Annotated in this window: 20 protein-coding genes; 18 read left to right on the forward strand and 2 right to left on the reverse strand. The window is 72.5% G+C overall.

What is annotated here, in order from left to right:
• Positions 1-63: 63 nt before the first annotated feature.
• Positions 64-1,362: an MFS transporter gene (locus tag NGF19_RS00140; RefSeq protein WP_252421254.1), complete on the reverse strand. Its 1,299-nt coding sequence runs from the start codon at positions 1,360-1,362 to the stop codon at positions 64-66.
• Positions 1,363-1,446: 84 nt separating this feature from the next.
• On the opposite strand from NGF19_RS00140, the gene NGF19_RS00145 reads away from it, so the two are divergent.
• The 8 genes from NGF19_RS00145 to NGF19_RS00180 all read left to right on the forward strand — a co-directional run bounded on the left by NGF19_RS00145 (position 1,447) and on the right by NGF19_RS00180 (position 13,123).
• Positions 1,447-2,430: a LysR family transcriptional regulator gene (locus NGF19_RS00145; RefSeq protein ID WP_252421255.1), complete on the forward strand. Its 984-nt coding sequence runs from the start codon at positions 1,447-1,449 to the stop codon at positions 2,428-2,430.
• 605 nt (positions 2,431-3,035) lie between these two features.
• A complete protein-coding gene (locus NGF19_RS00150; protein ID WP_252421256.1) occupies positions 3,036-3,737 on the forward strand; it encodes a hypothetical protein in 702 nt (233 codons plus the stop codon).
• Positions 3,737-5,935 (forward strand): bifunctional polysaccharide deacetylase/glycosyltransferase family 2 protein, encoded by a 2,199-nt coding sequence (locus tag NGF19_RS00155; protein ID WP_252421257.1) that lies wholly within the window; start codon positions 3,737-3,739, stop codon positions 5,933-5,935. The genes NGF19_RS00150 and NGF19_RS00155 overlap by 1 nt, the downstream gene beginning before the upstream one ends.
• Positions 5,932-7,197: an acyltransferase family protein gene (locus tag NGF19_RS00160; RefSeq protein WP_252421258.1), complete on the forward strand. Its 1,266-nt coding sequence runs from the start codon at positions 5,932-5,934 to the stop codon at positions 7,195-7,197. Before NGF19_RS00155 ends, NGF19_RS00160 begins: the two co-directional genes overlap by 4 nt.
• A 300-nt stretch (positions 7,198-7,497) precedes the next feature.
• Positions 7,498-8,085 (forward strand): CGNR zinc finger domain-containing protein, encoded by a 588-nt coding sequence (locus tag NGF19_RS00165; protein ID WP_252421259.1) that lies wholly within the window; start codon positions 7,498-7,500, stop codon positions 8,083-8,085.
• A gap of 119 nt (positions 8,086-8,204) precedes the next feature.
• A complete protein-coding gene (locus NGF19_RS00170) occupies positions 8,205-10,514 on the forward strand; it encodes a HelD family protein (RefSeq protein WP_252421261.1) in 2,310 nt (769 codons plus the stop codon).
• 474 nt (positions 10,515-10,988) lie between these two features.
• Positions 10,989-12,413 carry an NAD-dependent malic enzyme gene (locus NGF19_RS00175; protein ID WP_252421262.1) on the forward strand — a complete coding sequence of 475 codons (1,425 nt, stop codon included), beginning with the start codon at positions 10,989-10,991 and terminating at the stop codon, positions 12,411-12,413.
• A gap of 428 nt (positions 12,414-12,841) precedes the next feature.
• The gene (locus NGF19_RS00180) at positions 12,842-13,123 is read left to right on the forward strand and encodes an HU family DNA-binding protein (RefSeq protein ID WP_007382399.1); all 282 of its coding nucleotides are present in this window, start codon (positions 12,842-12,844) and stop codon (positions 13,121-13,123) included.
• A 228-nt stretch (positions 13,124-13,351) separates the two neighbouring features.
• Here the strand turns inward: NGF19_RS00180 and murA are convergent, their stop codons facing one another.
• Positions 13,352-14,692, reverse strand: coding sequence for a UDP-N-acetylglucosamine 1-carboxyvinyltransferase (gene murA / locus NGF19_RS00185; RefSeq protein ID WP_252421263.1), 1,341 nt, complete (start codon positions 14,690-14,692; stop codon positions 13,352-13,354).
• Positions 14,693-14,950: 258 nt separating this feature from the next.
• On the opposite strand from murA, the gene NGF19_RS00190 reads away from it, so the two are divergent.
• The 10 genes from NGF19_RS00190 to NGF19_RS00235 all read left to right on the forward strand — a co-directional run bounded on the left by NGF19_RS00190 (position 14,951) and on the right by NGF19_RS00235 (position 26,913).
• Positions 14,951-15,520 carry a YqgE/AlgH family protein gene (locus tag NGF19_RS00190; RefSeq protein WP_252421714.1) on the forward strand — a complete coding sequence of 190 codons (570 nt, stop codon included), beginning with the start codon at positions 14,951-14,953 and terminating at the stop codon, positions 15,518-15,520.
• A 30-nt stretch (positions 15,521-15,550) separates the two neighbouring features.
• Positions 15,551-15,835, forward strand: coding sequence for a DUF3039 domain-containing protein (locus NGF19_RS00195; RefSeq protein WP_217142822.1), 285 nt, complete (start codon positions 15,551-15,553; stop codon positions 15,833-15,835).
• A gap of 211 nt (positions 15,836-16,046) precedes the next feature.
• Entirely contained in the window at positions 16,047-17,672 is a 1,626-nt protein-coding gene (locus NGF19_RS00200; RefSeq protein ID WP_252421264.1) for a beta-N-acetylhexosaminidase, read from the forward strand.
• A 280-nt stretch (positions 17,673-17,952) separates the two neighbouring features.
• Positions 17,953-18,846, forward strand: coding sequence for an FAD binding domain-containing protein (locus tag NGF19_RS00205; protein ID WP_252421265.1), 894 nt, complete (start codon positions 17,953-17,955; stop codon positions 18,844-18,846).
• A complete protein-coding gene (locus tag NGF19_RS00210; protein ID WP_252421266.1) occupies positions 18,843-20,465 on the forward strand; it encodes a 2Fe-2S iron-sulfur cluster-binding protein in 1,623 nt (540 codons plus the stop codon). The genes NGF19_RS00205 and NGF19_RS00210 overlap by 4 nt, the downstream gene beginning before the upstream one ends.
• Entirely contained in the window at positions 20,462-22,765 is a 2,304-nt protein-coding gene (locus NGF19_RS00215) for a xanthine dehydrogenase family protein molybdopterin-binding subunit (protein ID WP_252421267.1), read from the forward strand. The genes NGF19_RS00210 and NGF19_RS00215 overlap by 4 nt, the downstream gene beginning before the upstream one ends.
• 120 nt (positions 22,766-22,885) lie before the next feature.
• Positions 22,886-24,379 carry an MFS transporter gene (locus NGF19_RS00220; RefSeq protein WP_252421268.1) on the forward strand — a complete coding sequence of 498 codons (1,494 nt, stop codon included), beginning with the start codon at positions 22,886-22,888 and terminating at the stop codon, positions 24,377-24,379.
• Between the two features lie 47 nt (positions 24,380-24,426).
• On the forward strand, positions 24,427-24,624 hold the full coding sequence (locus tag NGF19_RS00225; protein ID WP_252421715.1) for a ribbon-helix-helix protein, CopG family: 198 nt from the start codon (positions 24,427-24,429) through the stop codon (positions 24,622-24,624).
• Positions 24,625-25,008, forward strand: a complete 384-nt coding sequence (locus tag NGF19_RS00230; protein WP_252421269.1) for a type II toxin-antitoxin system death-on-curing family toxin — start codon at positions 24,625-24,627, stop codon at positions 25,006-25,008. It abuts the gene before it with no gap.
• 111 nt (positions 25,009-25,119) lie between these two features.
• A complete protein-coding gene (locus NGF19_RS00235; RefSeq protein WP_252421270.1) occupies positions 25,120-26,913 on the forward strand; it encodes a DEAD/DEAH box helicase in 1,794 nt (597 codons plus the stop codon).
• The last annotated feature ends 70 nt before the right edge of the window (positions 26,914-26,983 follow it).

The following is a 26,983-nucleotide window of genomic DNA, read 5'->3' on the forward strand; positions in this document are numbered from 1 at the left end:
GAGCAGAGGGCAACACCGCTGCTGACACATATTGCACGGATCGGACTCAACGGGGACGGTTTCTTACGGTCGTGTACGGCGCGTGGCGCAGCCGTAGGTCAGGGCGATCAGGAGGGCGAGGGTCGCTGCGGTCGGGGGGAGGAGGAAGCCGGTGGTGGGGGAGAGGTGTTCCGCTGTCCAGCCGCCCGTGGCGCTGCCGCAGGCGATGCCGCCCAGCAGGGCGGTGACGGCGAGGGTCATGCCCTCGTTCAGGCGGCCCTCGGGGGTGCGGCGCTGGACCAGGGTCATCGCGGTGACCATCGTGGGGGCGGTGGCCATGCCCGCGAGGAGCAGGGCCGGGGCCAGGGCGAGGAGGGAGCCGGTGGTCCGGGCCGCGAGCAGGGGCAGGGTCATCAGGGCCGTCATGGCCGCGAGGCACCACAGATAGCGGCGTTCCGCGGGGCCGGACGGCTTCAGCGCGCCGAACGCCAGACCGGCGGCGCACGACCCGGCCGCCTGGAGCGCGAGCACGGGGCCCGCCGCCGACCGGCTCCCCTGGGCGTCCGCGAACGCGACGGTGATGACCTCCATCGCGCCGAAGATCGCGCCCGTGGCCATGAGGCCGAGCAGCAGCGGGGGCATACCGCGGGCGCGCAGCGGGGGCGCGCTTCGCGTGTCCCGGCTCGGCGGCGGCTCCGTCGCGCGCTGGGCCGTGAACACGAGCATGCCCGTCATCAGCAGGATCCCGGCGGTGAGCATGCCCGCCTCGGGGAACAGCGTGCCGCACAGGAAGGCCGCGAGCACCGGGCCCACCATGTAGCACAGCTCGTCCGCGGCCTGCTCGAAGGCGTTGGCGGTGTGCAGGGCGTCCGCGTCCTCCTTGAGCAGATGGGCCCAGCGGGCGCGGGACATGCCGCCGATGTTGGGGGTCGTGGCGGTGGCGGCGTAGGCGGCGAACAGGGTCCAGTCCGGGGCGTCGTAGTGCAGGCACAGCAGCAGGGTCACCTGGCCGAGCACCGCGAACGCCGTCGCGGGGACGGCGATCCGGGCCTGCCCGTGGCGGTCGACGAGCCGCGCGATCCAGGGGGCGACCACGGCCGTCGCCACGAGGCCGGTGCCGGTGACGGAACCGGCGAGCGCGTACGAGCCCCGGGACGCGGCGATCATGATGATCGTGCTCACGCCGAACATGCCGATGGGCAGCCGGGCGATGAGGTTGCCGATGGTGAAGGCGCGTGTGCCGGGGAGGGCGAACAGACGGCGGTACGGGCTCGGGGACTTGGCGACGGGCCGGCGGCGCGGGGCGAGGTCGGCGACGATCAGGGTGTCCTGAGTGACCGCGGGCAGGGGCTCGGGAGCCCTGTCGGGGGACGGCTGTGGCATGCGTCCACCGTCGCCCGCGCGCCGAGCCGCGGTCCAACACCTGATCCGTGGCGATTCACGCGCCTGGGTTGTAAGTTCGGGCGGATGTCCACCCACCCTCGTACCGTAGACCCGCGTCTGCTGCGCGCCTTCCTCGCCGTCGCCGAGGAGCTGCACTTCACGCGTGCCGCCGCCCGCCTCTACGTGGCCCAGCAGGCCCTCAGCCGTGATATCCGCAGGTTGGAGCGGGAGTTGGGCGTCGAGTTGTTCGTACGCACCACCCGGCAGGTGACGTTGGCACCCGACGGCGAGCGGCTGCTGCCGTACGCGCGCCAAGTCCTCGACGCGCAGGACGAACTGCTCGCCGCATTCGGGCAGGGGCGCCCCCTGCTGGTGGACCTGAACTCCCCGGGGCTGGCCACCGGGCGCCGGGTCCTGCTGCGCGCCCGTGAACTCGCCCCGGAGCAGGAGCTGATGGCCCGCTACGAGAGCGGACTGACCGGCGCCGCAGGGGAGTTGCTCGCGGGCCGACTCGACGCGTCGTTCGGACGGTTCGCGGGACTCGCCCCGGCGCTGCGGGCGGGCCTCGACCACCAGCCCGTGCGCTACGAGCCGATGGCGGTCGTCCTGCCCGAGGGGCACGGGCTGGCGTCGCGCGCGGCGATACCGCTGGCCGCGCTCACGGGGGAGACCGTGTACGCCGGCGCAGGGAATCCGCGTACTCCGGAGTGGACCGACCTGGCCCGTCGCCTCTTCGAGGGGCGCGGCATCAAGGTGGCGCCGCCCGCGCCGCTCGCCGTCGGGGAGGAGGAGTTCCAGCGGATCATGGCCAGGACACGCAACCCGATCCTCGCGGTGGTGGACTTCCCCGCCCTGCCCGGGATGGTGGTGCGCCCGCTGGTCGATCCCGTTCCGCTCTCGCCCGTGTCGCTGGTGTGGCGAAAGGGGCTGACGCACCCCGCCATCGAGGCACTTCGCCGGGCGGCGGTCGAAGTCGCCTCCGCGAACGGCTGGTTGAGGCGGCCCGAGGGGGGATGGATTCCGGCCAGTGACGCGGACGCCATGGCGGCCCGGACGCGGACTTCGTAAGGAGACCGTCATCCGGCACACGGGGCCATGGCTCACCCGGATGCGCTACATTCGTGGCCCGAGCACGGTGGTAAGGGGCGCTCGGACCGGGTGGGGGCCTGGTCCGGCGACGAGGTGCTCGGGGTCGTCAGCGCACCCGGTACTGTCCCGTGGGGGGATGTGCGCACGTGAAAAATCGGCGCGAAGACGCTCAACTCAAGTGGCCTTCAATCGCGTCCGCGACCTGCGAAGTCGCGGTGAACACCCAGGTCTTCGCGGAGGCCGGGGGAACGGAGATCCCACGCACGACCGCGGACACCGCGGAGACGACGGTCCTTCAGCCGGACTCGGACATACGCGCCGGGAAGGAGGGCGCGGACCGACGTACGAGCGCGGGCTCGTCTGACTCGGCGAAGAGCACGAACGGGCGTACGGGTACGGATTCCTCCGGCTTGGCGGAGACCGAAGTCTTGCGCGCCGGTGCGGACTTGCCCGGTAGGGCGGGGGCCGGGGGCCTGTCCGCAGATGCCGGTCTCTCGGACGTCGGCGGCCCGTCGAGAGCCGGTGGTATACCCGGTCCCCGGGATCCCTGGGGCGGGGTTGAGCACGGGCATGATCCGCAGGAGGTGACCGTTCAGCTCGATGCCGTCGTGGTGCGGCCGGGGGACGGGATCGGGCGGGTTCAGGAGGGTGGGTCCCGGGCGGGAGACGGGGCCGACGGGCCGGTCTTCGTCGACGCGTCGGGCCGTCGCAGCCGCAGGTTCCGGCGGATCGGTATGGCCATCGCCCTCGCCTGCGCGGTCTACGCCATCGTCATCGTCGCCACGCTGATATCGGGCAACTCCAACGCCCCCTGGCTGCCCGTCCCCGGCCCGCAGGACGACGCCCCGGCCGGCAAGGTCGACACCTCGCCCCTCCCGGCGGACCCCGCGCAGCCCTCCGTACCGGCCGGCGCCTCCCCCGAGACGAGCGCGCCGACGCCCGAGGACCCGACGCCCTCGCCCGGCACCAGCGCCCAGGTCCCGGGAGTCTCCCCGAGCCCCGACCGGCCGGGCACCTCGGCCGACCCCGAGCCGACCGCGACCCACACCACCGAGAAGCCGGGATCCGGCGGGACCGCACCGAACTCCCCGCCACCGTCCACCCCCGCCTCGCCCACCCCGGACGACAGTCCGACGAGCGGCGGCCAGCCGACGAGTGACCCCTCGCCCCCGGACGACGGCGGCACGGACCCGACCGACGGCACCACAGCCAGTGGTCCCAGCAGCCAGATGCCCGTCACCGGGGAACCGTCCCCGTCTTCTTCGCTCCCGGAGAACGTCCTCTGATGGCATCCCGCCCCCGCCGTCCCCGGGCCGCGGCCCCACCCCGCGACGGCCTCGCGCGCCGCCGTCTGCCCATGCGCCTGCTGCTGCCCATGCTCGTCCTGGTCGCCCTCGTCGCGATGCTGATGCTGCGCGGCTATGTGCACAGCGAGATCCTCGCCGACCACCGCATCCAGCCCGAGGCCGCGACCGACAAGGTGCCGGAGAAGATCCTGGAGGGCGGCCCGGTCATCGACACCCGCAGCGGACGCGCCACGAGTCTGCGCGTGCCCGACCACCGCCTGGTCCTCACCTTCGACGACGGCCCCGACCCGACCTGGACCCCCAAGGTCCTGGACGTGCTCGCGAAGCACCACGCGCACGCGGTCTTCTTCGTCACCGGCACCATGGCCTCGCGCTACCCGGAGCTGGTCGACCGGATGGTGCGGGAGGGGCACGAGGTCGGCCTGCACACGTTCAACCACCCCGACCTCTCCTACCAGTCCGACAAGCGCATCGACTGGGAGCTGTCCACCAACCAGCTCGCGATCACCGGCGCCGCCGGGATCCGTACCTCTCTCTTCCGCCCGCCGTACTCCTCCTTCGCCGACGCCATGGACGACAAGTCCTGGCCGGTGACCGAGTACATCGGCAGCCGCGGCTACATCACCGTCGTCAACGACACCGACAGCGAGGACTGGAAGAAGCCCGGCGTCGAGGAGATCATCCGCCGGGCCACGCCGCACGACGGCAAGGGCGCGATCGTCCTCATGCACGACTCCGGTGGCGACCGCCGCCAGACCGTGCAGGCGCTGGACCGCTTCCTGCCCGGGCTCCAGTCCGAGGGCTACAAGTTCGAGAACCTCACCGAGGCGCTCGGCGCGCCCAGCGCGCTCACCCCGGTCACCGGCCCCGAGCTGTGGCAGGGCAAGGCCTGGATCTTCCTGGTCCGGGTCTCGGACGACATCACCGGCGTGCTGGTCGTCGGCCTCGCCGTGATCGGCGCCCTCGTCATCGGCCGCTTCGCCCTGATGCTGCTGCTGTCCGGCATCCACGCCCGCCGGGTGCGCCGCCGCGGCTTCGGCTGGGGACCGGCGGTCACCGAACCGGTCTCGGTGCTGGTACCGGCGTACAACGAGGCCAAGTGCATCGAGAACACGGTGCGTTCGTTGACGGCGAGCGAGCACCCCGTAGAAGTGATCGTCATCGACGACGGCTCGACGGACGGCACGGCCCGCATCGTGGAGAGCCTCGGTCTGCCGGGTGTGCGGGTGATCCGCCAGCGCAACGCGGGCAAGCCCGCCGCGCTCAACCGGGGCCTGGCGAACGCGAGTCACGACCTGATCGTGATGATGGACGGCGACACGGTCTTCGAACCGGCGACCGTCCGTGAACTCGTCCAGCCCTTCGGCGACCCACGGGTCGGCGCCGTCGCGGGCAACGCCAAGGTCGGCAACCGGGACTCCCTGATCGGCGCCTGGCAGCACATCGAGTACGTGATGGGCTTCAACCTCGACCGCCGGATGTACGACGTCCTGCGCTGCATGCCGACGATCCCCGGCGCGGTCGGCGCCTTCCGGCGCTCGGCGCTGGAGCGGGTCGGCGGCATGAGCGACGACACGCTCGCCGAGGACACCGACATCACCATGGCGCTGCACCGCGACGGCTGGCGGGTGGTGTACGCGGAGAACGCCCGCGCCTGGACGGAGGCGCCCGAGTCGGTCCAGCAGCTCTGGTCCCAGCGCTACCGCTGGTCGTACGGCACGATGCAGGCGATCTGGAAGCACCGTCGCGCCCTCGTGGAACGGGGCCCCTCGGGCCGCTTCGGTCGCGTCGGGCTGCCGCTGGTATCGCTGTTCATGGTGGTGGCCCCGCTGCTGGCGCCCCTCATCGACGTCTTCCTGCTGTACGGCGTGGTCTTCGGCCCGACACAGAAGACGGTCGTGGCCTGGCTCGGCGTCCTCGGGATCCAGGCCTTCTGCGCGGCCTACGCCTTCCGGCTCGACCGCGAGCGCATGTCCCACCTCATCTCGCTGCCCCTTCAGCAGCTCCTCTACCGCCAGCTCATGTACGTGGTGCTGCTCCAGTCGTGGATCACGGCGGTCACCGGCGGCCGACTGCGCTGGCAGAAGCTGCGGCGCACGGGTGCCGTCGCGGCACCCGGCGGCCCGGGGCAGCGGCGGCGGACCCACCACGCCGGAGATCGGAGGCCGGTGGCATGACCCACGGATACCCGACCGGCACGGGTGCGCACCCGGAGCCGACGCCCTCGGTGGACGTCCCGCGGCAGCGCACGGCCCATCCCGCGCCCACCGCGCCGAAGCCGGGCCGGGACCGCTATCTGGACCTGCTGCGCTCCATCGCCCTGGTCCGCGTGGTGGTCTACCACCTGTTCGGCTGGGCGTGGCTGTCGGTGCTGTTCCCCTCGATGGGCGTGATGTTCGCGCTCGCGGGGTCGCTGATGGCGCGCTCCCTCAGCCGCCCGGCGCTGAGCGTGATCAAGAGCCGGGTGCGCAGGCTGCTGCCGCCGCTCTGGGCGTTCAGCGCGGTGGTGCTGCCCCTGCTGTTCGTGGGCGGCTGGAACCCGGTGAAGGACCCGGACAACGGCGGCACCTGGGGCCTGGTCGAGCTGATCGACTACATCGTCCCGATCGGCGCCCCGCCCTATCCCTGGCACGCGGGCACGCTGTCCGGCCTCGTGGACGACAGTTGGGCGGACCAGGCGGCGGGCCCCCTGTGGTACCTGCGCGCCTACCTCTGGTTCGTGGTGGCCTCGCCCCTGCTGCTGTGGGCGTTCCGCCGGGTCCCGTGGGCGACGCTGCTGGCCCCGCTGGGGCTGACCGCGATCGTCGGCACCGGCCTCGTGACCATCCCCGGTGAGACGGGCAACGCGGTCACGGACTTCGGGGTCTACGGAAGCTGCTGGGTGCTGGGCTTCGCCCACCAGGAGGGCGTGCTGGCGAAGGTGCCGCGCTATGCCGCCGTCTCCTGCGCGACCCTGGTGATGGCGTTCGGCCTGTGGTGGGCCTCGGGCCACCTGGGCGAGGACGGCTGGGACCTCAACGACATCCCGCTGGCCCAGGCGACCTGGTCCCTCGGGTTCGTGGTGATCCTGCTGCAGTACTCCCCGTCGTGGCGCGAACTGCCGGGCCCGCTGCGCAGATGGGACAAGGTGATCACGCTGTCCAACAACCGCGCGGTCACCATCTATCTGTGGCACAACCTGCTGATCATGGCCACGGTCCCGCTCATCGACCTGGGCTACCGGCTGCCGTTCATGCAGAGCGAGAGAGCGTCGTCCGCGCTCGACTCGACGTACACGATGTGGATGTTCTTCCTCGTCTGGCCACTGATCGCACTGGCGATCGCCGCCTTCGGCTGGATCGAGGACCTCGCGGCACGACGCCCCCCACGCCTGTGGCCGAACGGCACGAAGCGAAACAGGGCCGGCGACGGAAGCGGGGCACACGCACCTCGGGGATGACAGCCGGGGCGCCCGATTCCGTTCAGCGCGGGCCGGCCCCGGTTCCCGCAGCGCGGGTCCCGATCCGGCAAGGTCGGTTCCGGGTTCGGGAACGTGGTTCCCGGCTCCGACCGGGGAGTTCGGGGTGTACGGGCCCTTCCGTCGGCGTGCGGGGCGGGGCACTGTAGGGGCAGGGCCTGTCGGGTCGCCCGTCCACGGCGGGCGACCCGACAGGCCCTGACGACCCCCACAGACGCCACCCTCGCGTGGACTCACCGGCCGTCGCGCCCGCGGCGGCGACTTCAAGGCGGTGACAGGAACATGGCATCGGGCTCCCCCACAGCCCCGTACGATCTGCGCTTCGACTCCGGGCGGATCTGCCTGGACTTGCTGGCGACGACCCACCCCGGTGAACGGCTCGGCTCATTGGACCGGCTCCGGGCCTGGATCATCGGCGCCGGGCTGGTCCCGGCGGGCACACCACTGGCCGCAGCCGGTCCGGAATGGCTGCCGGCCTTCCATGAACTACGCGTCCAGATAGGGCAGTTGGTGTACGGAGAACTGAAGGGACGGCCCTCCGACGCGGCGCTGGCCCGCGTCAACGAGGTCGCGCGAGGGGCGCCGCCCGCGCTCTGCGCCGTCCGTGGCGCGGACGGCGGCCTGATCCGGCGCCTGCGCCCGCTGCCGGAATGCGGGGAACTGCTGGCCGTGGTGGCCCGCGAGGCGATCGAGCTGCTGACGGACCCCGGGACCCGGGCGGGCCTGCGGCAGTGCGAGGGCGACAACTGCCCCCTCGTCTATCTCGACATGTCCCGCGGCAGACGCCGCCGCTGGTGCTCCAGCGAGGTGTGCGGCAACCGCGAACGCGTCGCCCGCCACCGCCGCCGGACGGCACTGACCCGCGCCTGAGGGCGGTCCGGCCGGGGCTGCGCGGAGGCGTTCGCGCGGCTCCGGGGGACCTTCCGTAGCCTCCCGCGGCCCCCTTCGCGTACGGTAGACGGCTGCCCAGCACGTCAGAAGGGGGCCCGGTGGCCGCTCAGGCTCAACAGGAAACCGCGCTCGGCCCGGTCGGCACGTCCGCGCACGACTCGCTCCGCGACCGGGAGATCAGCGTCGAACAACAACACCTGGACCGGGTGTACCGGCGCCTCGAGGAGAAGATCCACGAGGCGGAGTTCCTGATGAACGACGCCGCCCAGCGCGGCCACGTCGGCACGCCCGGCGCGCTCGCCGAACGCGACGCACAGGTCTTCCGGGCGGGTATCCACCTCAACCGGCTCAACAACGAGTTCGAGGACTTCCTCTTCGGCCGTATCGACCTGCTGCTCGGCAAGGACGGCAAGAAGGGACCGGACGGCGCGTACACGGCCGTCGAGCCCGCCGAGGGCGCGGTCCGGCCCGACAACACCGCCGACATCGCCGAGACCCTGCACATCGGCCGCATCGGCGTCCTCGACGAGGAGTACGCGCCCCTGGTCATCGACTGGCGCGCACCCGCCGCGGCCCCCTTCTACCGCTCGACCCCGGTCGACCCCGGCCGGGTCGTACGGCGCCGCGTCATCCGCTCCAAGGGCCGCAAGGTGCTCGGTGTCGAGGACGACCTGATGCGCCCCGAACTGACGGCGCGCCTCGACGGCCGCGAGCTGCCCGTGATCGGCGACGGCGCCCTGATGGCCGCCCTCGGCCAGGCGCGCACCCACACCATGCGGGACATCGTGGCCTCGATCCAGGCCGAGCAGGACCTCGTGATCCGCGCCCCCGCCGCCTCCGTGACCTACGTCGAGGGCGGCCCCGGCACCGGCAAGACGGCCGTGGCCCTGCACCGGGCCGCCTACCTCCTCTACCAGGACCGGCGCCGGTACGCGGGCGGCATCCTGATCGTCTCGCCCACCCCGCTGCTCGTCGCCTACACCGAGGGCGTGCTGCCGTCCCTCGGCGAGGAGGGGCAGGTCGCCATCCGCGCCGTCGGCTCGCTCGTCGACGGCGTCCAGGCCACGGTGTACGACTCCCCGTCGGTGGCCCGCGCCAAGGGCTCGTACCGCATGCTCAAGGTGGTACGGAAGGCCGCGCGCGGCGCCCTGGAGCGCGGTGACGCGCCCACCCGGCTCAGGGTCGTCGCCTTCGGCCGCCGCATCGAACTGGACGCCGAGGAACTGGAGCGCGTCCGGCGCACCGCCCTGAGCGGCACCGCCCCGGTGAACCTGCTGCGCCCGCGCGCCCGCAGGCTGCTCCTGGACGCCCTGTGGGTCCGCTCCGGCGCGGCAGGCCGCCACACCGACCCCGAACTGGCCGCCGAGCTGCGCTCCTCCTTCGACGAGGACATCCTCTGCGAGGACTCCTTCACCGAGTTCCTGGACGCCTGGTGGCCCGAGCTGACCCCGCGCGCCGTCCTCGACGCGATGGCCGACGAGAAGCGGCTCGGCCGCTGGGCGCGGCGCATCCTCACCCCAGGCGAGGTCCGCAAGGTCGCGCGGTCCCTGCGGCGGGACGGGCTGTCCGTGCACGACGTGGCCGTCCTGGACGAACTCCAGGCCGTCCTCGGCGTACCGGCCCGCCCGCGCAAGAAGCGCGAGCTGGACCCGCTCGACCAGCTCACCGGCCTCGAGGAGCTGATGCCCGTACGCGAGGAGTCCCAGCGCGAGCGCGCCGAGCGCCTCGCCCAGGAGCGGACCGAGTACGCGCATGTGATCGTCGACGAGGCGCAGGACCTCACGCCGATGCAGTGGCGGATGATCGGGCGGCGCGGGCGGCACGCCACCTGGACGGTGGTCGGCGACCCGGCCCAGTCGTCCTGGTCCGACCCGGACGAGGCGGCCGAGGCCCGCGACGAGGCCCTGGGCACGCGCCCGCGCCGCCGCTTCACGCTCACGGTCAACTACCGCAACCCCGCCGAGATCGCCGACCTGGCTGCCAAGGTGCTGGCGCTCGCCATGCCCGGCTCCGAGGCCCCCTCCGCCGTCCGCTCCACGGGCGTCGAGCCCCGCTTCTCGATCGCGCGGGACGCGCTCGGCGAGACCGTCCGCGCGGAGGCCGCCCGGCTGCTCGACATGGTGGACGGCACGGTCGGCGTGGTCGTCGCGATGAACCGGCGCCAGGAGGCGGCCCGCTGGCTGGACGGCCTCGGCGACCGCGTCGTGGCGCTCGGCAGCCTGGAGGCCAAGGGTCTGGAGTACGACGCGACGGTCGTCGTCTCGCCCGCGGAGATCGCCGACGAGAGCCCCGCGGGCCTGCGGGTGCTGTACGTGGCGCTGACCCGGGCGACACAGCAGTTGACGGTCGTCTCGGGCGAACGGGACGAGCCGGACGCGGCCGGGGTACCGGATCTGCTGCGCGACTGAGCCGTACGCCGACGCCGCGGAGAGCCGTACGCCGACGCCGCGGGAGCCGTGTTCCCGTGCCGGGCGAGCCGCGTTCCCGTGCCGGGAGGATGAACTCCCGGCGCGGGAATGGCCTTGCGCCGTCTGTTTGTTAGCCTGGAGGTGACACCGGCCCGATCCAAGCCCCCGGGCCCAACCTTTGTCGCTACGAGCGACCACTTGCCGCGAGGCGAGCATGGCGGGTCGGTGTCACTGAAAGCCCGACCTGAACGTCGAAGAGGTCCGCGTCGTCCGTGACGCGGACCTCTTGTGTTGGGCGCCACGCCCTGCTTCTCGCGCGGGCCGCTTCTCGTATGGTGGAAGCGCCTTTCCGAACGTTCCGATGAGCAGCGAACACAACGTTCGCAATCCGGTGCGGTTACCGCGTACTCGCCGGTAGGTGCGACGATTCGGACGGCAATCGGCGACACACGGTGAAAGCAGAGGAAGTCGGCCATGGCAACGGCGCCCAGCGTCTCCTACTCGATGACGGTCCGGCTGGAGGTGCCCGCGGGTGGCACCGCGGTCTCCCAGCTCACCACGGCCGTGGAGTCCTCCGGAGGCTCGGTGACCGGTCTCGACGTCACGGCTTCCGGCCACGAGAAGCTCCGTATCGACGTCACCATCGCCGCCACCTCGACCGACCACGCGCAGGAGATCGTCGAGAAGCTGCGCGCCATCGAGGGCGTCACGCTCGGCAAGGTCTCCGACCGTACGTTCCTCATGCACCTCGGCGGCAAGATCGAGATGCAGGCCAAGCACCCCATCCGCAACCGTGACGACCTCTCCATGGTCTACACGCCGGGTGTGGCGCGCGTGTGCATGGCGATCGCGGAGAACCCCGAGGACGCCCGCCGTCTGACGATCAAGCGCAACTCCGTCGCGGTCGTGACCGACGGTTCCGCGGTGCTCGGCCTCGGCAACATCGGCCCGAAGGCCGCGCTGCCCGTCATGGAGGGCAAGGCGGCCCTCTTCAAGCGCTTCGCCGGTATCGACGCCTGGCCGATCTGCCTCGACACCCAGGACAGCGACGCCATCGTCGAGATCGTCAAGGCCATCGCCCCCGGCTTCGCGGGCATCAACCTCGAGGACATCTCCGCGCCCCGCTGCTTCGAGATCGAGGCGCGGCTGCGGGAGGCCCTCGACATCCCCGTCTTCCACGACGACCAGCACGGCACCGCGATCGTGGTCCTCGCCGCCCTCACCAACGCCCTGCGCGTGGTGGGCAAGCAGATCGACGACGTCCGCGTCGTCATGTCGGGCGCCGGCGCGGCCGGTACGGCCATCCTCAAGCTGCTGCTCGCGGCGGGCGTGAAGAAGGCCGTCGTCGCCGACATCCACGGCGTCGTGCACGCCGAGCGCGCGGACCTGGTGAACGCCGCCGCGGACTCGCCGCTGCGCTGGATCGCCGACAACACCAACCCCGAGGGCCTGACCGGCACGCTGAAGGAGGCCACGCGCGGCGCGGACGTCTTCATCGGCGTCTCCGCCCCGAACGTCCTCGACGGCGCCGACGTCGCCGCCATGGCCGAGGGAGCGATCGTGTTCGCGCTCGCGAACCCCGACCCCGAGGTCGACCCCGCCGTGGCCCGCCGGACGGCGGCGGTCGTGGCCACCGGCCGTTCCGACTTCCCGAACCAGATCAACAACGTGCTGGTCTTCCCGGGCGTCTTCCGCGGTCTGCTGGACGCCCAGTCCCGCACGGTCAACACGGACATGATGCTGGCCGCCGCCAGCGCCCTCGCGGACGTGGTGACCGAGGACGAGCTGAACCCGAACTACATCATCCCGAGCGTCTTCAACGACAAGGTCGCGGGCGCGGTCGCCGGAGCGGTGCGCGCCGCTGCGAAGGCGGCGGCGGAGCCGCTCACGGCCGAGTAGGCACCCCTTGGCGGCGACCCCTGGCCGATGGTCGCTGCCTGTGACCATCGCCACGGTGGCCCGGCCCGGCGCGTCGCGGTGCGCGGGACGCCGGGCCGCCCCCTAGGGTGGCGGCCGGACTCAGGCTCTGCGGTCCGTTGTCGCGGGCGGACGGAGCGTCACCACACCACGGGAAAGTGGCGCTCTTCGGGTGACTCCCACGGGTTGTTCTCATGACTCCCACGGGTGTTCTCACGGCCCCCGCGGGTGCCGGATTGGCTTTCCCGCCGCAGGTGGGGGCAGGATGCGTCTTCGGGCGCGAGGGTCTGACGACGGACCCGGGTCCGGGACCTCACCGAGGACCCTGGCAGCATCGGCTTCGCCGTGCCCATCATGCGGCTCCGCCGCGTGGCACGCCTCAACGGCAAGAAGAACACGGGAGTAACAACATGAACCGCAGTGAGCTGGTGGCCGCGCTGGCCGACCGTGCCGAGGTGACCCGCAAGGACGCCGACGCCGTGCTGGCCGCGTTCGCCGAGACCGTCGGCGAGATCGTCGCCAAGGGCGACGAGAAGGTCACCATCCCTGGCTTCCTGACCTTCGAGCGCACCCACCGTGCCGCTCGCACCGCGCGTAACCCGCAGACCGGCGACCCCATCCAGATCCCGGCCGGCTACAGCGTGAAGGTCTCCGCGGGCTCCAAGCTCAAGGAAGCCGCGAAGGGCAAGTGACCTTGCCGTCGTACGCCACGCGACCGGCGTAAGGCCGAGGGGCGGTCACCCGAACCGGGTGACCGCCCCTCGCGCAGCTCAGGGAGACGTATACGGCTAGCCGAGCGCCTTGCTGGGCAGCTCGACCTTCGCCCCCAGCTCCACCAGCTTGTCCATGCTGTGTTTGCCCAGGGGATGACCCCCGGACCCCCAGCCGGACGTGGTGTTGCCCGGGGCCGAGACGTACGGCTAGCCGAGCGCCTTGCTCGGCAGCTCGACCTTCGCCCCCAACTCCACGAGCTTGTCCATGAAGTTCTCGTAGCCGCGGTTGATCAGGTCGATGCCGTGGACGCGGGACGTGCCCTGCGCCGCCAGCGCCGCGATCAGGTACGAGAAGCCGCCGCGCAGGTCGGGGATGACCAGGTCCGCGCCCTGGAGCCGCGTCGGGCCCGAAACGACCGCGGAGTGCAGGAAGTTGCGCTGGCCGAAGCGGCAGTCGGAGCCGCCGAGGCACTCGCGGTAGAGCTGGATGTGCGCGCCCATCTGGTTGAGCGCGGAGGTGAAGCCGAGGCGGGACTCGTAGACCGTCTCGTGGATGATCGACAGGCCCGTGGCCTGCGTCAGCGCGACCACCAGCGGCTGCTGCCAGTCCGTCTGGAAGCCGGGGTGCACGTCCGTCTCCAGCGCGATGGACTTCAACTCGCCACCGGGGTGCCAGAACCGGATGCCCTCGTCGTCGATCTCGAAGGCGCCGCCCACCTTGCGGTAGGTGTTCAGGAACGTCATCATCGAGCGCTGCTGGGCGCCGCGGACGTAGATGTTGCCCTCGGTCGCGAGCGCGGCCGACGCCCAGGACGCGGCCTCCAGACGGTCGGCGAGAGCGTGGTGGTTGTAGCCGCCCAGCGTGTCCACACCGGTGATGCGGATCGTGCGGTCGGTGTCCATCGCGATGATCGCGCCCATCTTCTGCAGCACGCAGATGAGGTCCTCGATCTCCGGCTCCACGGCCGCGTTCGACAGCTCGGTGACGCCCTCCGCCAGCACCGCCGTCAGCAGCACCTGCTCCGTCGCGCCGACGGACGGGTACGGCAGCCGGATCTTCGTGCCGCGCAGGCCCTTGGGGGCCTCCAGGTACTGGCCGTCCGCGCGCTTCTCGATGACCGCGCCGAACTGCCGCAGCACGTCGAAGTGGAAGTCGATCGGCCGGCCGCCGATGTCGCAGCCGCCGAGGCCGGGGATGAACGCGTGGCCGAGCCGGTGCAGCAGCGGGCCGCAGAACAGGATCGGGATCCGGGAGGAACCGGCGTGGGCGTCGATGTCGGCGACGTTGGCGCTCTCGACATGCGTCGGGTCGAGGACCAGCTCACCCGGCTCCTCGCCCGGACGGACCGTCACGCCGTGCAGTTGCAGCAGCCCGCGGACGACCCGTACGTCGCGGATGTCGGGGACGTTGCGCAGCCTGCTCGGCGCACTGCCCAGCAGCGCGGCGACCATGGCCTTCGGTACGAGGTTCTTCGCACCTCGGACACGGATCTCGCCCTCCAGCGGCGTTCCGCCGTGGACCAACAGGACATCGTCGTTGACGGTCATGAATCTCGCGTTCCGTGGAGTGGGGCAGGGGGCCGAAGACGTAAGCGTAATAGCCGTCGACCCCCCTTCAGTAAGCCCCGGTGGGCCCAGCAACGTCATGGGTTTGCCACAACACGAACCGTCCGCAACCGGACACATGGGGTGACCGCGCGAGGGCGCGCACGTCCCTCCCGTACCGCCTTGTGGATCATGGCCGTATTCACCCGCTGACCGCGATCGCCTCCCCATACCGGGGCAGGATGCGGGATCATGTCTGCCATGACCGAGGTGTCCTCGCTCACAGGGCGGCTGCTCGTGGCCACTCCCGCCCTGGCGGACCCGAACTTCGACCGCGCTGTGGTGCTCCTTCTCGACCACGACGAGGAGGGCTCGCTCGGTGTGGTCCTCAATCGCCCCACCCCCGTGGACGTGGGCGATGTCCTGGAGGGGTGGGGGGACCTCGCGGGCGAGCCCGGCGTCGTCTTCCAGGGCGGACCGGTGTCGCTGGACTCCGCGCTCGGCGTCGCGGTGATCCCCGGCGGCTCCGCGGAGCGCGCCCCGCTCGGCTGGCGGCGGGTGCACGGAGCGATCGGCCTGGTCGACCTGGAGGCCCCGCCCGAGCTGCTCGCCCGCGCCCTGGGCTCCCTGCGCATCTTCGCGGGGTACGCGGGCTGGGGCCCCGGCCAGCTCGAGGACGAACTGGTGGAGGGCGCCTGGTACGTCGTCGAGTCCGAGCCCGGCGACGTGTCGTCCCCGGAGCCGGAGCGGCTGTGGCGGGAGGTGCTGCGCCGTCAGCGCAGCGAGCTGGCGATGGTGGCCACGTATCCCGACGACCCTTCGCTCAATTGACGCCCGGGACCTTTCAGTACTCTTGGTGCCATGAGCACTCTTGAGCCCGAGCGCGGTACTGGTACGGGGACCCTCGTAGAGCCGACGCCGCAGGTGTCGCACGGCGACGGCGACCACGAGCGCTTCGCCCACTACGTCCAGAAGGACAAGATCATGGCGAGCGCCCTCGACGGCACGCCCGTCGTGGCGCTGTGCGGCAAGGTGTGGGTCCCTGGCCGCGACCCGAAGAAGTACCCCGTCTGCCCCATGTGCAAGGAGATCTACGAATCCATGAGCGGCGGCGGCGACGAGGGCAAGGGCGGCGACAAGAAGTAGGCGGCCGGTCCGCCAGCGCGACGACCGGCGGGTCCCCGGCGAAGCGTCTCCACGCACCCCCGGGGCCTTCGCGTTCACTTCTGCGTACGGAGGGGCTGTGCGCGAAGGGCCCGCGTACGAGGGGTTGCGTACGAAGGCCCGTACGAGGGGTTGCGTACAAGGCCCGTACGAGGGCTGGTCCCGGGGCCCGGTGGGGCGGTACAGGACTGCTATGACGGACCTGATTCCCGAGCCCGGCCGGGTGACAGCCCCCGAGGCCGGCTTCTTCGACCTGACCTCCGCCACCGGGCTGATCGCGGGCGACGGCGCGGAACGGACCGAGCGCTGGCTGCGCGCCACGCTCGGCGCGGCCACCGGGCTGCCCCTTCCGCCGCGCGCCACGGGCGACGGCGCCCTCCGCCTCACCGTCGACCCGAGCGTCACCGGTGACCTCGGCGAGGAGGGCTACGACCTCACGATCGAGCCGACCGGCGCGCACCTGGTGGGCGGCGGCGAGGCGGGCCTCTTCTGGGGCGCGCAGACGCTGCGGCAACTGCTCGGCCCCGACGCCTTCCGGCGCGCGCCCCTGCCGGGCCGGCGGTGGCGGCTGCCGCTGCTGCGGATCCAGGACGCGCCCCGCTTCCGCTGGCGCGGCCTCCTGCTCGACGTCGCGCGGCACTTCCTGCCCAAGGACGGGGTCCTGCGTCAACTGGACCTGATGGCCGCGCACAAGCTCAACGTCCTGCACCTCCACCTCACCGACGACCAGGGCTGGCGCCTGGAGATCCAGCGGTACCCGAAGCTCACCGGGACCGGCTCCTGGCGGGCGCGTACGCGATACGGCCACCGGGCCTCGCCGCTGTGGGAGGACAAGCCGCACGGGGGCTACTACACGCAGGACGACATCCGCGAGATCGTCGCCTACGCGGCCGAGCGACACATCACCGTCGTCCCCGAGATCGACCTGCCGGGACACAGCCAGGCGGCCATCGCCGCGTATCCGGAACTCGGCAACCGCGACGTCGTCGACACGGCCTCCCTCACGGTCTGGGACGACTGGGGTGTCAACCCGAACGTACTCGCCCCCACCGACACCACCCTGCGGTTCTACGAAGGGGTGTTCGAGGAGGTCCTGGAGCTGTTCCCCTCGCGCTTCGTCCACGTCGGCGGCGACGAATGCCCCAAGGACCAGTGGCGACGGTCCCCGGCCGCCCAGGCGCGCATCAGGGAGCTGGGCCTCGCCGACGAGGACGAACTCCAGTCCTGGTTCATCCGCCACTTCGACACCTGGCTCACCGCCCGCGGCCGTCGGCTCATCGGCTGGGACGAGATCCTGGAGGGCGGCCTGGCGCGAGGGGCCGCGGTGTCCTCCTGGCGCGGATACGCGGGCGGCGTCACGGCCGCGCGGGCGGGACACGACGTCGTCATGTGCCCGGAGCAGCAGGTGTACCTGAACTTCCGGGAGGACGGCGGCGAGGACGAGCCGGTGCCCATCGGATACGTACGCACGCTGGCGGACGTCTACCGCTTCGAGCCGGTTCCGCCGCAGCTCACCGGCGACCTCGCGCGGCATGTGCTCGGCACGCAGGCCAACATGTGGACGGAGGTGACGGAGGATCAGGACCGGATCGACTACCAGATGTTCCCCCGGCTCGCGGCGTTCGCCGAGGTCGCCTGGAGCGCGCTGCCCGCCCCCGCGGACCGCGACGTCGCGGGTTTCGAGCGGCGGATGAAGGCCCACTACCGCCGACTTGACGCCCTGGGCGTCGCCTACCGGCCGCCCACCGGACCCCGCCCCTGGCAGCGACGACCCGGCGTGCTCGGACGCCCGATCGAGGGCGCGCCCCCGAACGTGTGAGGCGCGGCCGAGGTGCCCGCCGACGGCCCGACTCCCTGGAAACGTGGCCCCACATGGGCAGAACCCGTGCAAGAAGAACTGATCGGTGGAAACGTTCCGTCGGTGTCGATGTCGCCGCAAAGCGGGTCATGTCCTGGGTCGGAGGGTGAGTCTCTCCTGGCGGACCCCCGCGTCGCGGGTGGGGGAAGATGTGCCAGAGTTGCCACGTCCCTCCTGTCAGCACGTACCGTACGGCAGCACAGGTGGGGACCAGGTGGGGCAGTGGGAAGGGGCAGCCGGATTGACCACGCAGGCACCGCGGGCGGCGCAGGCCGTGACCCTGCCCGCCTCGCTGGACGAGGCCGTGGCGGCGCTCGCCGCCATGCCGGCGGCCGTTCCCGTGGCGGGCGGCACCGACCTCATGGTCGCGGTCAACTCCGGGCAGTTGCGGCCCGCCGCGCTGGTCGGACTCGGCCGCATCAGTGAGATCCGCGGCTGGCAGTACCAGGACGGCCATGCGCTGCTCGGCGCGGGCCTCACCCATGCCCGTATGGGGCGCCCCGACTTCGCCGCGCTCATCCCCGCCCTCGCGGCGGCGGCCCGCGCGGCCGGACCGCCGCACATCCGCAACGCGGGCACGCTCGGCGGCAACATCGTCTCGGCCGCGCCCACCGGCGACGCGCTTCCGGTGCTCGCCGCCCTGGAGGCCACGCTGGTCGTCGCGGGCCCCGGCGGCGCCCGCCGCGAGGTCCCGGTCTCGCATCTGCTGGCGGGCGTGGAGATGCTGCGCGGTGGTGAACTCGTCGGCTACGTACGGGTTCCGCTGCTGCACGCGCCCCAGGTCTTCCTGAAGGCGACCGGACGCACGGGCCCCGGGCGCGCGACGGCGTCCGTGGCGCTCGTCCTCGACCCGGCCCGGCGCGGGGTGCGGTGCGCGGTCGGTGCCATAGCGCCGATGCCGCTGCGCCCGCTGGAGGCCGAGCGGTGGGTCGCCCAGTTCATCGACTGGGACAACGACCGCGCGATCGCCCCCGAAGTGCTCACCGCCTTCGGGGAGTACGTCGCCACGGCGTGCGTCCCCGACGCGGAACCGGCGCAGGACGGCACCGTGCCACCGCTTCCGCCCGCCGTACTGCATCTGCGGCGCACCGTCGCCGCGCTGGCCCGACGAGCACTGGGGAGGGCGCTGTCGTGACCGACGACCAGCACCGTGAGGACGCCGCCCACGAGAGCGCCCGCGGCTCCTGGGAACGGCTGCCCCAGGGGGAGTACGACGATGGGGCCACGGCCTTCGTCCAGTTGCCCGAGGGCGGCGTCGACGCCCTCCTCGCCTCGTACAGCCCCCTGGCCGCGCCGGGCCACGGCTTCGTGCCCCCGGCGTTCCCCCCGGCCGCCGACACCTCGGGCGCCTGGGACCCGGCCGCCGGGCACGTGCACTGGCCCGACGCGAACGCCGCCACCGGTCAGGGCGGGGACGACCGGTTCACCTACGACCCCGCCGCGACCGCGCAGTGGACCATGGCGGACGCCGCGCCCGCGCAGCCGGAGCAGCCCGTCGCCGGGCATGACGTCACCGGGCAGTGGTCGATCCCCGTGGCGGACGGTGAACTCTCCGACGACTCGGGCGAGTTCAATACGTCGTCGCTGGTCGAGCAGTGGGGTCACACCCCGCCCGCGACCCTGCCGGGCGGCGCGGCGGCACCCTGGGTGACGGAACCGGCGGAACCGGCCGGACAGCCGGGACAGCCGGGACAGCCGTGGACGGACCCCGCGGGGGAGAGCGCCGTGCAGGCGCCCGTCGAGCTGCCGGAAGAGCCGTCGTACGAGGACACGCTCGCCGGTGGGGCCCCGCAGGAGCCCGAGGCGGTCCCGCAGCCGCCCGAGCCCGCCGCGCCGGTCGCCGCCGAGCAACTGCCCGAGCCCGCCGCCCCGGTCGCCGCCGAGCAACTGCCCGAGCCCGCCGCCCCGGTGGCCGCCGAGGAGACGCCCGAGCCTGCCCCCGCCCCGGACGCCGTTCCGGACCCCGTACAGGCCGTGGACCCTGAGCCGACCTCCGCACCGGCGGCGGACGCAGGCGCGGACGCGGGCGAGCCGACGCCCGAGCAGGCTCCGGCCCCCGCTCCCGAGGTCGCGCCCGAGCAGCCCGCCGCCCCCGAACCCACTCCCGAGCCCGCCCCGGAGCCGGTGCTCGAACTCGCCCCCGACGACCACCCGTTGGCCTCCTACGTCCTGCGGGTCAACGGCGCCGACCGCCCCGTCACCGACGCGTGGATCGGCGAGTCGCTGCTGTACGTGCTGCGCGAGCGGCTCGGGCTCGCCGGGGCCAAGGACGGCTGTTCGCAAGGCGAGTGCGGTGCCTGCAACGTCCAGGTCGACGGCCGCCTCGTCGCCTCCTGCCTGGTGCCCGCCGTCACCGCCGCGAGCAGCGAGGTGCGGACCGTCGAGGGGCTCGCCGTCGACGGCCACCCCTCGGACGTACAGCGGGCGCTGGCCGAATGCGGCGCCGTGCAGTGCGGGTTCTGCATCCCCGGGATGGCGATGACCGTGCACGACCTGCTGGAGGGCAACCCCGCGCCCACCGAACGCGAGACCCGCCAGGCCCTGTGCGGCAACCTGTGCCGCTGCTCGGGCTATCGCGGGGTCCTCGACGCGGTGGCCCAGGTCGCCGCCGGACGCCGGGCGCACACCGAACACACCGAGACCGAACCGGCGCAGCACACCGAGGCGGCGCAGCACACCGAGGCGGCGCCCTCCGTGTTCGACGACGCGGCCCGGAACGAGCACCCGTACGGCCAGGACGGAGGCCAGGCGTGAGCAGCGAAGCCACCACGACCACCGAGACGGCCCTGCCCGCCGCCGAGCCGCTGCCGCACGGCCTCGGCGTCAGCCTGCCGTCCACCGACATCCGCGCCAAGACCGAGGGCACGTTCCCGTACACGGCCGACCTGTGGGCCGAGGGCCTGCTGTGGGCCGCCGTGCTGCGCTCGCCGCACCCGCACGCGCGCATCGTGTCCATCGACACGCGGCACGCGCGCGAGATGCCCGGCGTCCGGGCCGTCATCACGCACGAGGACGTGCCCGGCAGCGCGCTCCTCGGCCGGGGCGCCGTCGACCGCCCGGTGTTCGCCTCCGAGGTCGTGCGCCACCACGGGGAGCCGATCGCGGCCGTCGCCGCCGACCACCCCGACACCGCGCGCATGGCCGCCGCCGCCGTCATCGTCGAGTACGAGGTGCTCGACCCGGTGACCGACCCGGAGCAGGCTTTCGAGGCCGAACCGCTGCACCCCGACGGCAATCTGATCCGCCATATCCCGCTGCGCCACGGCGACCCGGACGCGGTCGGCGAGACCGTCGTGGAGGGCCTGTACCGCATCGGCCGCCAGGACCCCGCCCCCATCGGCGCGGAGGCCGGTCTCGCCGTGCCCCGGCCCGACGGCGGGGTCGAGCTGTATCTCGCCTCCACCGACCCGCACACCGACCGCGACCGGGCCGCCGCGGTCTACGGTCTGCCACCCGAACGGGTGAAGATCGTCGTGACCGGAGTGCCCGGTGCCACCGCCGACCGGGAGGACCAGGGCTTCCAGGTCCCGCTCGGCCTGCTCGCGCTGCGCACGGGCTGCCCGGTCAAGCTGACCGTGACGCGCGAGGAGTCCTTCCTCGGGCACGTCCACCGCCACCCCACGCTGCTGCGCTACCGCCACCACGCGGACGCCGAGGGCAAGCTGGTGAAGGTCGAGGCGCAGATCCTGCTGGACGCGGGCGCGTACGCGGACACCTCAGCGGAGGCGCTCGCCGCCGCGGTGTCCTTCGCCTGCGGCCCGTACGCGGTGCCGAACGCCTTCATCGAGGGCTGGGCCGTGCGCACCAACAACCCGCCCTCCGGCCATGTCCGGGGCGAGGGCGCGATGCAGGTGTGCGCGGCGTACGAGGCCCAGATGGACAAGCTCGCCAAGAAGCTGGGCCTGGACCCGGCGGAGCTGCGGCTGCGCAACGTCATGGCGACGGGCGACGTCCTGCCCACGGGCCAGACGGTGACCTGCCCGGCACCGGTGGCCGAACTGCTGGAGGCCGTACGCGAGCACCCGCTGCCCCCGCTGCCCAAGGACACCCCCGCGGACGAGTGGCTGCTGCCCGGCGGTCTCGAGGGCGCGGGCGAGCCGGGCGCCGTGCGCCGCGGTGTCGGCTACGGCCTCGGCATGGTCCACATGCTCGGCGCGGAGGGCACCGACGAGGTCTCCACCGCGACGGTGAAGGTCCAGGACGGGGTGGCCACGGTCCTGTGCGCGGCGGTCGAGACGGGACAGGGCTTCACCACGCTGGCCCGGCAGATCGTCCAGGAGACGCTCGGCATCGACGAGGTGTACGTGGCACCGGCCGACACGGACCAGCCACCGGCGGGCGCGGGCTGCCGCAGCCGCCACACGTGGGTGTCGGGCGGGGCCGTGGAACGCGCGGCGAAGATGGTCCGCACCCAACTGCTGCAGCCACTCGCACACAAGTTCGGCATGTCGACCGAGCTGCTCCAGATCACCGACGGCAAGATCACCTCGTACGACGGCGTGCTGTCGACCACGGTCACCGAGGCGCTGGACGGCAAGGAGCTGTGGGCCACGGCGCAGTGCCGCCCGCACCCGACGGAGCCGCTGAACGAGACGGGCCAGGGCGACGCCTTCGTGGGGCTCGCGTTCTGCGCGATCCGCGCGGTGGTGGACGTGGACGTCGAACTCGGCGCGGTCCGGGTCGTGGAGGTGGCGCTCGCGCAGGACGTGGGCCGGGTGCTGAACCCGGCGCAGCTCGCCGCGCGCGTGGAGGCCGGTGTCACCCAGGGCGTGGGCATCGCGCTCACGGAGAACCTCCGTACGGCGCGCGGTCTGGTCCGCCATCCCGATCTGACGGGCTACTCCCTGCCGACGGCCCTGGACGCACCCGACATCCGGATCGTGAAGCTGATCGAGGAGCGGGACGTGGTCGCGCCCTTCGGGGCGAAGTCGGTCAGCGCGGTGCCCGTGGTGACCTCCCCGGCGGCGATCGCCTCGGCGGTCCGCGCGGCGACGGGCCGCCCGGTCAACCGGCTGCCGATCCGCCCGCAGGCGGCGGTGGTGACGACGCAGTGAGCGGCGCGGCACGGCCCTGAGGGCCATGCCGCGGCGTGCGGGGCGTAGGACCAAGGTCGCAGCGAGATCACCGTCTTCCGACAGGAGCCCGACCCCTCCGCGCCCCTTACGCTGAACAGCATGGCTGCCCCTGAACCCCGCGACAGCGACAGCGATGTCGCCGACGCTCCCGTCGTTCCCGTCGACACCCGCACCGACCCCCGAGACGCTGATGACGTGGACGGCCGCACCGGCATCCTGAGCCGCTCCCATCGGGCCCTGAGCATCGGCATCGTGTCGGTGATCCTGCTGATCGCCTTCGAGGCGACGGCCGTCGGCACGGCGATGCCGGTGGCCGCGCGGGATCTGGACGGGGTGTCGCTGTACGCCTTCGCGTTCTCCGGGTACTTCACCACGAGCCTGTTCGGCATGGTCCTGTCCGGGCAGTGGTCGGACCAGCGGGGCCCACTGGGCGCGCTGACCACGGGCATCGGCTCGTTCGCGGTGGGGCTGGTGCTGGCCGGGACGGCGGGCTCGATGTGGGTGTTCATCGCGGGCCGGGCCGTCCAGGGCCTGGGCGGCGGGCTGGTGATCGTCGCGCTGTACGTCGTCGTCGGGCGGGCCTATCCCGAGCGGCTGCGCCCGGCGATCCTGGCCGCGTTCGCGGCGGCCTGGGTCGTGCCCTCGATCGTCGGACCGCTCGCCGCGGGTGCGGTCACCGAGCACTTCGGCTGGCGCTGGGTCTTCCTCGGCATCCCGGTGCTCGTGGTGTTCCCGCTGGTGATCGCCCTGCCCCAGATACGACGGCGGGCGGGCGGCCCGGTGGGGGAGGACGCCGCCCCGGCCTCCTTCGACCGGCGGCGCATCCAGCTCGCCTTCGCCATATCGCTCGGCGCCGGGCTGCTGGAGTACGCCGCGCAGGACCTGCGCCGGCTGTCCCTGCTGCCCGCCGCCGCGGGCGCCGCGCTGCTGGTGCCCGCCGTACGGGGGCTGCTGCCGCACGGCACCTACCGGGCGGCGCGCGGGCTGCCGTCCGTGGTGCTGCTGCGCGGGGTCGCGGCGGGCTCGTTCATCGCCGCGGAGTCCTTCGTGCCGCTGATGCTCGTCACCCAGCGCGGGCTCTCCCCGACGCTGGCCGGGTTCTCCCTCGCGGCGGGCGGGCTGACCTGGGCGCTGGGCTCCTGGGTGCAGTCCCGGCCGCGCCTCGCGTCCCACCGCGAGCGGCTGATGACGGTCGGCATGGGGCTCGTGGCCGCCGCGATCGTCGCCGCGCCCAGCGTGCTCATCCCCGCCGTCCCGGTCTGGACCCTCGCCGTGGCCTGGGCGTTCGGCTGCTTCGGCATGGGCCTGGTCATCGCCGCGACCAGCGTGCTGCTGCTCCAGCTCTCCGCCCCCGAGGAGGCCGGCACCAACTCCGCGGCCCTGCAGATCTCCGACGCCCTCTCCAACGTCCTCCTCCTGGCAGCGGGCGGCGCGGCCTTCGCCGCACTCGGCGGCGGCACGATGGGCCACACCACCTCGACCACCACCGACACCACGTCCCACCCCACCGCGTTCGCGGTGGTGTTCCTGACGATGGCGGTGGTGGCCCTGGTGGGGGCGTGGGTGACGCGGCGGGTGCGGGTTCACTCCTGAGTGGTACCACTATGGCCCCACCCCGGTGGTACCGTTTTGGTATGGCTATGAACCTTCGTCTGCGCGACGACCAGCAGGAAGCCCTCAAGGAGCGTGCGGAAGCGGAGGGGCGCAGCATGCACGCCATAGTGCTCCAGGCCATCGACCGCTATCTGGAGCAGGAGGCGGACAGTGCCACGGTGCGGCGCCTGGGGGCCAAGTACGCGGCGGGACACGCCGACCTGCTGAGGCGGTTGGGGGAGTAGGTGAAGTACCTGACGGTCCAGGAGGCGCTGGAGCTGGCCGAGTTGGCGTGCGCGGGGCAGGAGGTCGCGGTGCGCGATCTCGGACTGCTCAGCTCGGCCCTTCATCGGCCGCGCTCGCAGATGTTCGGTGTCGAGGCCTATACGGACCTCTTCGAGAAGGCGGGGGCACTGCTCCAGTCGCTCGCCGCGAACCACCCCCTGGTCGACGGCAACAAGCGCATGGCGTGGATGTGCACAGTGGTCTTCCTCGACTTCGACGGAGTCGACATGATCGATGTCGACCAGGAGGAGGCGTACAAGCTGGTCATGGAGGTGGCGGCCGGGAGTCTGGAGGACGCGGGGCTGGTCGCCCAGCGGCTGAGGGCGCTGCACACGTCGGTGTGAGCTGAGTCCCATCCCCGAGTGACCCCGTGCCGTTCGTACGAGGGCATTGCCGGGGCGCCGGTAGGGTGGCCCGGTTGTCCTACGTAGCCCAGCACAACGAACCCGGAGACCGTGACCACTACAGCCGCCTCCACCTCCCATCACCTCTCTCCCGCCTTCCCCGGCCGCGCCCCCTGGGGCACCGCGAACAAGCTGCGTGCCTGGCAGCAGGGCGCGATGGAGAAGTACATCCAGGAACAGCCCCGGGACTTCCTGGCGGTCGCCACCCCCGGCGCCGGCAAGACGACCTTCGCACTGACGCTCGCCTCCTGGCTGCTCCACCACCATGTGGTGCAGCAGGTGACCGTGGTCGCGCCCACCGAGCATCTGAAGAAGCAGTGGGCGGAGGCGGCGGCCCGGGTCGGGATCAAGCTCGACCCCGAGTACAGCGCCGGACCGCTCGGCCGGGAGTACCACGGCGTCGCCGTCACCTACGCGGGCGTCGGCGTCCGGCCCATGCTGCACCGCAACCGCGTCGAGCAGCGCAAGACCCTCGTCATCCTCGACGAGATCCACCACGCCGGCGACTCCAAGTCCTGGGGCGAGGCCTGCCTGGAGGCGTTCGAACCCGCGACCCGCCGACTCGCCCTCACCGGTACGCCGTTCCGCTCCGACACCAACCCCATCCCCTTCGTCGCGTACGAGGAGGGCAACGACGGGATCCGGCGCTCCGCCGCCGACTACACCTACGGATACGGCTCCGCGCTCGCCGACAACGTCGTGCGACCCGTCATCTTCCTCTCCTACAGCGGCAACATGCGCTGGCGCACCAAGGCGGGCGACGAGATCGCCGCCCGGCTCGGCGAACCCATGACCAAGGACGCCGTCAGCCAGGCCTGGCGCACCGCCCTCGACCCGCGCGGCGACTGGATGCCCAGCGTGCTGCGCGCCGCCGACGAGCGGCTGACCGAGGTCCGCAGAGCCATACCGGACGCGGGCGCCCTCGTCATCGCCAGCGACCAGGACTCGGCCCGCGCCTACGCCAAGCTGATCCGCGACATCACCGGGCACAAGGCGACCCTCGTCCTGTCCGACGACTCCGGCGCCTCCGACCGCATCGACGAGTTCAGCCACGGCACCGACCGCTGGATGGTCGCGGTGCGCATGGTGTCCGAGGGCGTCGACGTGCCCCGGCTCGCCGTCGGGGTGTACGCGACGACCATCTCCACCCCGCTCTTCTTCGCCCAGGCCGTCGGCCGCTTCGTACGGTCGCGGCGGCGCGGCGAGACCGCCTCCGTCTTCCTGCCCACGGTCCCCGACCTGCTGACCTTCGCAGGCGAGATGGAGGTCGAGCGCGACCACGTCCTCGACAAGCCGAAGAAGGGGGGCGAGGAGGACCCGTACGCCGAGGAGGACAAGCTCCTCCAGGAAGCCGAGAAGCAGCAGGACGAGGACACCGGCGAACAGGACATGCTGCCCTTCGAGGCGCTGGAGTCCGACGCCGTCTTCGACCGGGTCATGTACAACGGCGCCGAGTTCGGCATGCAGGCCCACCCGGGCAGCGAGGAGGAGCGGGACTACCTCGGCATCCCGGGCCTGCTGGAGCCCGAACAGGTGCAGTTGCTGCTCCAGAAGCGGCAGGCCCGGCAGATCGCGCACAGCCGCAAGAAGCCGGACACGGACGCCGATCTGCTCGAACTGCCCGCCGAGCGGCGCCCGGTGGTCACCCACAAGGAACTCCTCGAACTGCGCAAGCAGCTCAACACGATGGTCGGCGCGTACGTCCACCAGAGCGGCAAGCCGCACGGCGTCATCCACACCGAGCTGCGCCGGGTGTGCGGCGGCCCGCCGAGCGCCGAGTGCACCGCGGGCCAGTTGCGCCAGCGGATCGCCAAGGTCCAGGAGTGGGCCACACGCATGCGGTGAGGTGCGCCCGACGCAGGCGCGCGCCCCGCGCAGGGGCGCGCGCCGCTTCCATACCCGAGCAAATCGAAGC

The sequence above is a fragment of the Streptomyces macrolidinus genome, assembly GCF_023887685.1.
Taxonomy (GTDB): Bacteria; Actinomycetota; Actinomycetes; order Streptomycetales; family Streptomycetaceae; genus Streptomyces; species Streptomyces macrolidinus.